Origin of the sequence: Vibrio sp. 661 (assembly GCF_033339315.1) — a bacterium.
Taxonomy (GTDB): domain Bacteria; phylum Pseudomonadota; class Gammaproteobacteria; order Enterobacterales; family Vibrionaceae; genus Vibrio; species Vibrio alginolyticus.
In genome coordinates this window covers 39316-48895 of the sequence record NZ_JAWOUJ010000025.1, presented here as the reverse complement: position 1 = coordinate 48895, position 9580 = coordinate 39316, and the positions used below count along the sequence as shown (strand labels likewise).

13 protein-coding genes are annotated in these 9580 nt (G+C 45.5%); 2 read left to right on the top strand and 11 right to left on the bottom strand.

The window, feature by feature from the left end:
• Positions 1-231 precede the first annotated feature (231 nt).
• The 8 genes from fusA to fkpA form a co-directional block, all read right to left on the bottom strand.
• A complete protein-coding gene (gene fusA, locus R7P69_RS23170; RefSeq protein ID WP_005382794.1) occupies positions 232-2331 on the bottom strand; it encodes an elongation factor G in 2100 nt (699 codons plus the stop codon).
• Between the two features lie 75 nt (positions 2332-2406).
• Positions 2407-2877, bottom strand: coding sequence for a 30S ribosomal protein S7 (gene rpsG, locus R7P69_RS23165; RefSeq protein WP_005382796.1), 471 nt, complete (start codon positions 2875-2877; stop codon positions 2407-2409).
• 101 nt (positions 2878-2978) lie between these two features.
• Positions 2979-3353: a 30S ribosomal protein S12 gene (gene rpsL / locus R7P69_RS23160; protein ID WP_004399892.1), complete on the bottom strand. Its 375-nt coding sequence runs from the start codon at positions 3351-3353 to the stop codon at positions 2979-2981.
• A gap of 177 nt (positions 3354-3530) precedes the next feature.
• On the bottom strand, positions 3531-3806 hold the full coding sequence (gene tusB, locus R7P69_RS23155; protein WP_054575286.1) for a sulfurtransferase complex subunit TusB: 276 nt from the start codon (positions 3804-3806) through the stop codon (positions 3531-3533).
• Positions 3807-3813: 7 nt separating this feature from the next.
• On the bottom strand, positions 3814-4170 hold the full coding sequence (gene tusC / locus R7P69_RS23150) for a sulfurtransferase complex subunit TusC (protein WP_005382801.1): 357 nt from the start codon (positions 4168-4170) through the stop codon (positions 3814-3816).
• Positions 4167-4562: a sulfurtransferase complex subunit TusD gene (tusD, locus tag R7P69_RS23145; RefSeq protein WP_005382803.1), complete on the bottom strand. Its 396-nt coding sequence runs from the start codon at positions 4560-4562 to the stop codon at positions 4167-4169. The genes tusC and tusD overlap by 4 nt, the downstream gene beginning before the upstream one ends.
• Complete coding sequence (locus R7P69_RS23140; RefSeq protein ID WP_005382804.1) at positions 4559-5281, bottom strand: transcriptional regulator; 723 nt, start codon at positions 5279-5281, stop codon at positions 4559-4561. The genes tusD and R7P69_RS23140 overlap by 4 nt, the downstream gene beginning before the upstream one ends.
• 143 nt (positions 5282-5424) lie before the next feature.
• Complete coding sequence (fkpA, locus tag R7P69_RS23135; protein WP_017821751.1) at positions 5425-6207, bottom strand: FKBP-type peptidyl-prolyl cis-trans isomerase; 783 nt, start codon at positions 6205-6207, stop codon at positions 5425-5427.
• Between the two features lie 128 nt (positions 6208-6335).
• Between fkpA and R7P69_RS23130 the strand changes: the two genes are divergently transcribed.
• Together R7P69_RS23130 and R7P69_RS23125 are read left to right on the top strand one after the other, a co-directional pair.
• Complete coding sequence (locus R7P69_RS23130; protein ID WP_017633742.1) at positions 6336-7322, top strand: WD40 repeat domain-containing protein; 987 nt, start codon at positions 6336-6338, stop codon at positions 7320-7322.
• Positions 7319-7546, top strand: a complete 228-nt coding sequence (locus R7P69_RS23125) for a SlyX family protein (RefSeq protein WP_005381455.1) — start codon at positions 7319-7321, stop codon at positions 7544-7546. The genes R7P69_RS23130 and R7P69_RS23125 overlap by 4 nt, the downstream gene beginning before the upstream one ends.
• An 83-nt stretch (positions 7547-7629) precedes the next feature.
• Here R7P69_RS23125 and R7P69_RS23120 read toward each other — a convergent pair whose 3' ends face one another.
• From R7P69_RS23120 to R7P69_RS23110, 3 genes are all read right to left on the bottom strand, one after another.
• The gene (locus R7P69_RS23120; protein ID WP_031812779.1) at positions 7630-8571 is read right to left on the bottom strand and encodes an isoaspartyl peptidase/L-asparaginase family protein; all 942 of its coding nucleotides are present in this window, start codon (positions 8569-8571) and stop codon (positions 7630-7632) included.
• A 131-nt stretch (positions 8572-8702) separates the two neighbouring features.
• On the bottom strand, positions 8703-9254 hold the full coding sequence (gene slyD / locus R7P69_RS23115; RefSeq protein WP_005381451.1) for a peptidylprolyl isomerase: 552 nt from the start codon (positions 9252-9254) through the stop codon (positions 8703-8705).
• A 92-nt stretch (positions 9255-9346) separates the two neighbouring features.
• Entirely contained in the window at positions 9347-9547 is a 201-nt protein-coding gene (locus tag R7P69_RS23110) for a YheV family putative zinc ribbon protein (protein ID WP_005381449.1), read from the bottom strand.
• Positions 9548-9580 lie beyond the last annotated feature (33 nt).

Sequence of the window (9580 nt, the reverse complement as noted above, 5' to 3'; positions counted from 1 at the left end):
TGTTTTACCGTGGTCAACGTGGCCGATAGTACCAACGTTAACGTGCGGTTTCGTACGTTCAAATTTTTCTTTAGACACGATCGTGTTCCTTCCTAGTTATGATTCGTCGTGATCATTATTGATCGACGACGCGCCAGAAATTGTTATTTTATGCGCCAACGCCCGTTAGCGCAATATTTGGACGCCCTGATCTCGCAAAAAGTCGTAAACTTTTTGCAGTTCAATCGTCAATTAGTAACCACGCTCTGCAATAATTTTATCTGCGAAGTTTTTCGGCACTTCAGCGTACTCGTGAAACTCCATAGAGTAAGACGCACGGCCTTGAGTTGCAGAACGTAGATCAGTTGCGTAACCGAACATTTCGGATAGTGGTACTTGAGCACGGATGATCTTAAGACCAGCCACACCTTCGTCCATGCCTTCAATGATACCGCGACGACGGTTTAGGTCACCAACAACGTCACCCATCCAGTCTTCCGGAGTGGTTACTTCGACATTCATCATAGGTTCTAGAATCACAGGTTGTGCTTCTAGTGCACCTTTCTTGAATGCCATCGAGCCAGCGATCTTAAACGCCATCTCGCTTGAGTCTACATCGTGGTAAGAACCATCAAATAGTGTAGCTTTAATATCTAGTACAGGGTAACCCGCTAGAACACCACTATTCATTTGCTCTTCGATACCTTTCGATACCGAACTGATGTATTCCTTAGGAATCACACCGCCCACGATTTCGTCTACGAATACGAAACCTTCACCAGGCTCAGAAGGCTCAAGTTTGACCCAAACATGACCGTATTGACCACGACCACCTGATTGACGAACAAACTTACCTTCAACTTCCGCTTTACCACGAATGGTTTCACGGTAAGCAACCTGAGGTTTACCAACGTTACAATCAACGCTGAATTCACGCTTCATACGATCAACGATAATGTCTAGGTGAAGTTCACCCATACCTGAGATCAGAGTCTGACCTGATTCGTCGTCCGTTTCCACGCGGAATGATGGATCTTCCGCTGCTAGTTTACCTAGCGCGATAGCCATTTTCTCTTGGTCTGCCTTAGAACGAGGCTCTACAGCAATCTGAATAACTGGTTCAGGGAACTCCATGCGCTCTAGAATCACTTTGTGGTTCTGATCACACAGTGTGTCACCTGTTGTTACGTCTTTCAGACCGATAGCAGCTGCAATATCACCAGCGCGAACTTCTTTCACTTCTTCACGCTTATTCGCATGCATCTGAACGATACGACCGAAACGCTCTTTCTTCTCTTTTACTGAGTTGTAAACAGCGTCACCCGAGTTTACAACACCGGAGTAAACACGCATGAAAGTTAGCGTGCCCACGAATGGGTCAGTCGCAATCTTAAACGCTAGCGCTGAGAAAGGTTCGTTGTCGTCAGCATGACGCTCAACTTCATTTTCTCTTTCGTCGACACCTTTAATTGCAGGTACGTCAACAGGCGATGGCAAGAACTCAACTACTGCATCCAGTACCGCTTGAACACCTTTGTTCTTGAACGCACTACCACAAGTAGCCAGTACGATTTCGTTATTTAGTGTGCGAGTACGTAGAGCTTGTTTGAGCTCAGCTTCAGTCAATTCACCTTCTTCAAGGTACTTGTCCATCAGCTCTTCGCTAGCTTCAGCAGCGGATTCAACCATGTGGTTGCGCCACTCTTCAGCAAGTTCAATCATGTCAGCTGGGATGTCTTCGTAAGTAAACGAAGTGCCTTGATCGGCATCATTCCAGTTGATCATTTTCATCTTGATAAGGTCGATGACACCTCTGAACTCATCTTCCGCACCAACGTTCAGCTGGATTGGAACAGGAGTCGCACCAAGACGATTCTTAATTTGGTTCACAACGCGTAGGAAGTCTGCGCCCGCACGGTCCATCTTGTTTACAAATACCAAACGTGGAACGTGGTATTTGTCTGCTTGACGCCATACAGTTTCAGACTGAGGTTCAACACCAGATGAGCCACAGAACACAACCACAGCACCATCAAGTACACGAAGAGAACGCTCTACTTCGATAGTAAAGTCAACGTGTCCAGGGGTATCAATGATGTTTACGCGATGCTCAGGGAACTGTGCTTCCATACCACGCCAGAATGTAGTAGTCGCAGCGGATGTGATAGTGATACCACGCTCCTGCTCCTGCTCCATCCAGTCCATGGTTGCTGCACCATCGTGAACTTCGCCGATTTTGTGAGAAAGGCCAGTGTAGAACAGAATACGCTCAGTTGTGGTTGTTTTTCCTGCATCTACGTGAGCACAGATACCGATATTACGGTATAGCTCAATAGGAGTTTTACGAGCCACGATTGTATCCTCTTACTAAGGTGTACCTTAGAGTATAGAAAAGTGCTGCGAGAGAACCTCGCAGCACAGAAGGTATTACCAACGGTAATGAGCGAACGCTTTGTTTGCGTCAGCCATGCGGTGAACGTCTTCACGTTTCTTAACCGCAGTACCTTTGTTCTCAGACGCGTCTAGCATTTCAGCAGCTAGGCGTTGAGCCATAGATTTTTCACCACGCTTGCGCGCAGCTTCAACCAACCAACGCATAGCAAGTGCGTTACGGCGAACCGGACGTACTTCTACAGGTACTTGGTAAGTTGAACCACCAACACGGCGAGATTTAACCTCTACCGCTGGGCGAACGTTTTCAAGAGCTTCTTCAAAAATAGCTAAGTGGTCTTTACCAGACTTTTCAGCCATAGCATCTAGTGCAGTGTAAACGATTTTCTCTGCAGTAGATTTTTTACCGTCAACCATTAGGATGTTAACGAATTTTGCCAGCAATTCAGATTTGAATTTTGGATCTGGAAGGATCTTACGCTGACCAATGACGCGACGACGTGGCATGGATTTATCTCCGTTGTCTTCTTCAGGTTTTATCCAAAACTTTTCAGTTTTTTCAAAAAATTAAAAATAATTTAGTGTTTGGCCTTACTTAACGGAATCCATTAAGACTTAGGACGCTTCACACCGTACTTAGAACGACCTTGTTTACGGTCATTTACGCCAGCACAGTCTAGTGCGCCGCGAACAGTGTGGTAACGCACACCTGGAAGGTCTTTAACACGACCACCACGGATTAGAACAACTGAGTGCTCTTGAAGGTTGTGACCTTCACCGCCGATGTACGATGTAACTTCGAAGCCGTTTGTCAGACGTACACGACAAACTTTACGAAGTGCTGAGTTAGGTTTTTTAGGTGTAGTAGTGTAAACACGAGTACATACACCACGTTTTTGTGGGCACGCTTCTAGTGCAGGCACGTTGCTTTTAACAACTTGCTTTGCACGTGGCTTACGTACCAACTGGTTAATAGTTGCCATTAACTAGCTCCTGATTTACTTGAAAGTAAGCTTTGTGAAAAATCTATCCCCAACTGCCAATGCAGTTAGGGACGCAAAATTCTATGCAGCAGTGAGAGGTGTGTCAAGAAATATACGGATCTTTTTTGTTCAATTAGAACAATTCATCCGTAAAGCTTTGTCGACAGCAAATCTTGTTCAATCCCAAGTTAGGGATTTATCCTGTTTTGCTGTTAGTTCAACGAAGCCTGAATAATTCACAATCGTCAGCGATGGACTAATACGATTTGCAATACCGCGAGCTTGTGCATCGCTCTCTAACACAAATACGCTGCGGTTTTTTAGATGGGAAAGTGCTTTATGTTGCGAGTTAGCAGCGTACACTGCATCTTCTATAAGTAAGATGTCATCCTGTTCACTGCATAAAGGCATAGCGTCTTCTAGAGCAGAGACTGTTTTTATGATGTGTAACATAACTTCCTCAAAAAGACAGTAGCTTGCCAGCGTGTTGTAACTTATCTTTGAGCTGTTCTGAGCTTAACGCTTGGGCTTCAATGACTAAATCCGCTTGCGCCAAACCTCGCTGGGTTAACGACTCTGAACACACAAAGACTTGTTCGATGTCGTATAAATCGAAAAGCTTTAACATCGGCGCGTAATCTTTACTCAAAATATTGTTGGGGTCTTGCCCGAGTAGAAGCTGGTATACCCCGTCACCCATGAAAATGACGCTGATATCTTCACAGTAAGCCGACGCGGCTAACAGTGCATCCACACCTTCACGACCAGCTGCACTGCCATGTGGCGCACTACGAAATAGATAAGTTAACTGACTCAAAACTGTACCACTCTGTCTTGGGTTAACATCGCTTCAGCTAGGCTACCTAAGCCTGCTTGTTCAAAACCATCGGCTAGATTGTTCTGTACCAAACCATGTTGATTTGCTTCTTCTTCACTTACAATCCCGCGACGCAAAGCGGCCGCGACACAAGTTTCTAGGCGAACACCATGCTCTTTAGCCAAAAACTGCCACGCCTTATTGAGATCAAACTCATCGTTGGCTGGCACACTCAAAGCAGTACCATTAGTCACACCATCTTGATAAAAGAAGACGCTCACTAGCTGATGGCCTTGCTCTATCACCGCTTTGGCGAACTGATAAGCACTGCGCGCTGACTGGCTGCCATAAACGGGACCATTCACCACTAACGTGTAAGTCAGTTTACTCACCTTTCATCATCCTCGGTTTTACGTTGACGAATGTACAAGTAAACGGTGTGTTTTGAAATATTAAGGCGATCCGCAACACGGTTGATGGCATCTTTAATATCGAAGATACCTTTGTCGTACAACTCCATCACGATCTGGCGATTTTTGGTGTTGTTAGACACGGATTTATCCGCATTGATCTCTTCGATGGTGCGTTCAACAGTTTGGTCCACCAGCTCTTCTACGTCACTAGCAAAGTTGACCGAGGAAGCCGCTTCTTTCGCTTCTTGCGTCGGCATGAAAGACTGAAGAACTTGCGAGAAAGGCGCATCCAAGTTGACGTTGATACACAACAAACCAATCACGCGATTTTCGCCATTACGAATGGCGACAGTAATCGACTTCATCAACACGCCACCTTTTGCACGGGTAAAGTACGAACGTGAGAAGTTGCGCTCCGAGCCTTCGATGTCTTTTAGCATCTTAAGCGCTAAATCAGTGATTGGTGAGCCGACTTGGCGCCCCGTATTTTCACCGTTAGCGATTTTAATTGCAGAGGTATTTAAGTCTTCTAGAGAGTGAAGAACGATTTCACAAAATGGACCTATCAGGCTGGCGATACCATCCACGACCGCCTCATAAGATCTTAAAATGATTTTGTCGTGCTCGGTAAACGGCATCACGTTAACGGATTCCATTTCGAGCAACATCTCCGCGTTTATTGTTTCTGTAGTTGTCATAAGCCTTCGAGCGAAAAATCAACAAATTGGTGTAAGTTTATCAGAAAATTTGAAAAGCAACCTAGCAAACTCACCAACTAGTGACCTAGAACAAAAAAGGCCCGTTAAACGGACCTTTTTCAATAACTTATCGCAGCTTATTGTTATTGCTCTGCGTTGTCGTTCTCAACTTTTAGCAGCTCAACTTCAAATACTAGCGTTGAGTTAGCAGGAATGCTTGGTGTGTCTTGGTCACCGTATGCTAGCTCTGGCGGGATAACGAATTTGAATTTAGAACCCACAGGCATTAGCTGAACACCCTCTGTCCAACCTGGGATTACACGGTTAAGTGGGAACGTTGCAGGTTCACCACGATCGTATGAGCTGTCGAACTGAGTACCGTCGATCAGAGTACCTTTGTAGTGTACTTGAACCGTATCAGTGTCTTTTGGCTTCTCACCTTCAGCTGGTGTCATTACTTGGTATAGAAGACCTGTATCTGTCTTCACTACGCCTTCTTGCTTCTCAAACTCAGCACGGAAATCATCGCCAGCTTTTTTCGCTTCAGCTGCTTTCTCAGCCGCTTGTGCTTGCATCTTTTCTGCAACACGCTTGTCTAGAGATTCTAGTGCTGCACGTGTTTCTTCTTCATTCAATTCAGCATTGCCTTTGAAGACGTCTTCGATACCTTTTAGTACCAAATCTTTGTTAAGATTAATGCCGATTTCGCTTGGCTTGTCGATGCTTGTGCTTAGGTAGTTAGCAAATGAAACACCGATTGCGTATGCCGCTTTGTCGTCGTCGGTTTTAAAGTGAACCGCTTTACCGGTTTCTGCTTGAACTTGTTCTGCTTGAGGTGCGGTTTCTGTTTTAGTTTCTTCTTTCTGACAACCTACCGCTAGCATAACTGTTGCAGCAAGTAGCGACACTTTTAAAACTGATTTCATTAAATTCTCCCAATAATGGCTCTGCCATTGGTTGTTGTGCACAAATCTTCTATGAGACTAGTGAAGACAATCGTTATACCAATATACTAGCTATATGTCTTAAGACACAAACCGGATTATTAGATGTGATGCAAAGAATTTTTCATTTATTCCTATATTTAATTGTCATCACCACGTTAAATGGTTGCTTTTTCGCCGAGCGTGAAGTGCAGCGTTGGCCGATAGAACCTCAAGGTGCGACGAGCTTCGCACTTAGCAGAGATGGACGGTTTGCTCTGCTCTATTCTCAACAACGTCATTTGATGTTGTGGGACCTAGAGCAAAATGAACAACTAGCCAACCTGGGTGAACTCGATGCCGATGCCAATGTGGTTTCCCATATCCGCATATCTGACAATGGTCGCTACGCAATTACAGCAAGCCAAATGAACTTCGCAGTTTGGGACCTAGGCTGGACGCAATCCGAAGGCCTTTGGTCTATTTCTGATGCGCTCATTCGCGACGTTGATATCACCAGTAATGGTGAACAAGTTCTGCTTGGGTTATCCAACGGTAAAGCAATTTATGTCAACTTAGTCACCGGGCGTCGCATGGAGTTCCTTGCGCATCGTGAAAAAGTCAATTCCGTGGCCATTTCTCCTAATGGGCGCTTCGCCCTAACCGGAGGTAATGACTATAAAGCGTATCTGTGGGATACCGAAACCGGACAAGTACTACGAACCTTCGAACATGAACAACGAATTGTTCGCGTGGCCCTGCAAAGAGATGGAAAATTAGCAATGACATCTGATGGCGGAAACCAAGCGATTGTTTGGAATTTAAAAACTGGACAAGAAGTCACACAGTTGAGCAGTTGGTCACGCCAATTAATTTTCTCTACCGCACGATTTTCTGACGACGGGACTCAACTAGTCACAGGAAGCCCTTCTGGCCGTGTGTCGATATGGGATACTCAAACCGGAAAACGAATGAGTGGATTTGAAGTGGAGCCCAAAAAAGACACTCGCCCTCCCCGTGCGGTCGTGTATGATGCAGCCTTTGATTCAAAACAACGCGTAATTACTGCTACTTCAGCAGGTATTGCCCAAGCTTGGCAGTTAGAGAACGGATCATGACAGAAAAAATCATTCAGCAATTGGAAGCACGCATTAATGACTTAGAATGTCAGCTTGCGTTCCAAGAACAGACTATTGAAGATCTGAACGGAGCTTTATCGCAGCAACAACTGCAAATTACCAAGATGCTCGATCAGATGAAATATGTGGTAGGTAAAGTAAAAAATATGGACTCGTCGAATTTAGCCGATCCGTCAGAAGAAACCCCACCACCGCATTATTAAAATGCAGGCTCAAATAGCATAAAGCCCAGAACATGTTCTGGGCTTTGTTGTATTAATTACTTAAGAAGGTACTCAAGAGGAAGCTATTCGTCGGCGTAGATTTTAACGCTCAGCTCGCCTTGCGTATTAATGCCTGCTCGGTACATGCCAGAACTGTTCATCGCAAAGTGCATCTCACCTTTAGCATCAATGGCAATCAAACCGCCCTCTCCGCCCATCTGTTTGAGATCACCTTGGATAATGTGTTCACAAGCCGTATGAATATCTTCTTGTAAGTAACGCATACGTGCTGCAACGTCTTCCGCAACACGTTTACGAATAAAGAACTCGCCGACACCCGTAGTGGAAACTGCCACGACGCCATTTTCGGCCACCGTACCACAACCAATAAGAGCCGAATCTCCGACTCGGTTGTATTTCTTATTCGTCACGCCACCCGTACTGGTGGCAGCGGCTAAGTTGCCTTGTTGATCTAACGCTACCGCACCAACCGTACCGTGCTTACGGTCATCTGGGTAACGAGATTCCGACAAAGCAAACAGTCCTTTCTCACGCATAGACAGCAACTGCTCATAACGGCGATCAGTAAAGAAGTAATCTTGCTCGGTATACTCATGGCCTTGCTCAAAAGCAAACTTCTCTGCGCCCTCACCCACCAACAGCACATGATTGCTGTTTCGCATCACGTCACGAGCGAGCTCAATTGGGTTTCTGATATGACGAACCCCAGCGACCGCGCCTGCTGCAAGGTTTCGCCCATCCATCACAGAAGCGTCCATTTCAACCATTTCGTTGTTGGTCAGCACTGAGCCTTTACCCGCATTAAAGTTAGGAGAGTCTTCCAATACTTTCACTGCCGCTACGACGGCATCTAAGGCTTCACCGCCCGTGTCTAGAATTTGATGTCCCGCTTTTACCGCAGCTTCTAAATCCGCCAAGATGGATTGTTGCAGCTCATCGCTCATCTGTTCACGCAAGATGGTGCCCGCACCACCATGAATGGCAATCGAGAAAGGTTTCGTCATCACTTTGTCCAACTGTTATTCCTTGTATGGTTGGCACTACACCTTAGATAAACAAAAAGCGCAAGTTGAAAACTCAACTTGCGCTTTTCAAAGCTTTGCTAGATAAGATTATCTAGTGAAGGAGCTTATGATTAGTGAGAACCACAGCTACCGCCGCCACAGCAGCCGCCTTCTTCTTCGTGATCGTGGTCATGATCGTGACCACCACAACAGCCACCACCTTGGTGGATGTGACCGTGTTCGATCTCTTCTGCTGTTGCTTCACGTGTAGACATAACTTCTACTTCGAAAGTTAGTGTTTGACCAGCTAACATATGGTTACCGTCAACAACCACTTCGTTGCCGTCAACTTCTGTTACTTCAACAGGGATTGGACCTTGGTCAGTGTCAGCTAGGAAGCGCATGCCCACTTCGATTTGCTCAACGCCTTGGAACACGTCCGCAGGAACGCGCTGTACTAGCGCATCGTTGTGCTCACCGTAAGCTTCTTCAGGAGCTACCGTTACTGAGAACTTGTCGCCAGCCACTTTACCTTCAAGTTCTTTTTCAAGACCTGTGATTAGGTTGTTGTGACCGTGAAGGTAATCTAGAGGTGCTTCTGCTGTTGATTGATCAACAACGACACCGTCTTCCATCATTACTTTGTATGCAAGGCTTGCAACAACGTTCTTTTCAATTTTCATACTAACTCCAGGGAGATTAATTGACTTAACCTGAATGGGGTTAAGTACTGAGATATCTGGGTGTATTATGGGGATCAATTATCGAAGTTCAATTACTCCGGCTTAAAAATTCCGATCATTTCCTGATCTGAGTGTTTATTTTTCTCTACAGATTGTGGTTTACGCTGCTCTGTAAACTCACACTCGACACACTCAACTAATTCGATGTTATTTTCAATCCACCAGCGCAGGGTATCTTGCTGGCTGCAATTTGGGCAGCTAGCGCCGGCAATAAAACGTTTCTTGATTTTCACGCTATTTCCTTAGCTTGAGTCTTGGCTCAAGTA

Bases quoted from the DNA above. Each gene is read 5' to 3' on its own strand.
- rpsG (WP_005382796.1), bottom strand. From the start codon at position 2,877: ATGCCACGTCGTCGCGTCATTGGTCAGCGTAAGATCCTTCCAGATCCA.
- rpsL (WP_004399892.1), bottom strand. From the start codon at position 3,353: ATGGCAACTATTAACCAGTTGGTACGTAAGCCACGTGCAAAGCAAGTT.
- tusB (WP_054575286.1), bottom strand. From the start codon at position 3,806: ATGTTACACATCATAAAAACAGTCTCTGCTCTAGAAGACGCTATGCCT.
- R7P69_RS23140 (WP_005382804.1), bottom strand. From the start codon at position 5,281: ATGACAACTACAGAAACAATAAACGCGGAGATGTTGCTCGAAATGGAA.
- fkpA (WP_017821751.1), bottom strand. From the start codon at position 6,207: ATGAAATCAGTTTTAAAAGTGTCGCTACTTGCTGCAACAGTTATGCTA.
- R7P69_RS23130 (WP_017633742.1), top strand. From the start codon at position 6,336: ATGCAAAGAATTTTTCATTTATTCCTATATTTAATTGTCATCACCACG.
- R7P69_RS23125 (WP_005381455.1), top strand. From the start codon at position 7,319: ATGACAGAAAAAATCATTCAGCAATTGGAAGCACGCATTAATGACTTA.
- R7P69_RS23120 (WP_031812779.1), bottom strand. From the start codon at position 8,571: ATGACGAAACCTTTCTCGATTGCCATTCATGGTGGTGCGGGCACCATC.
- slyD (WP_005381451.1), bottom strand. From the start codon at position 9,254: ATGAAAATTGAAAAGAACGTTGTTGCAAGCCTTGCATACAAAGTAATG.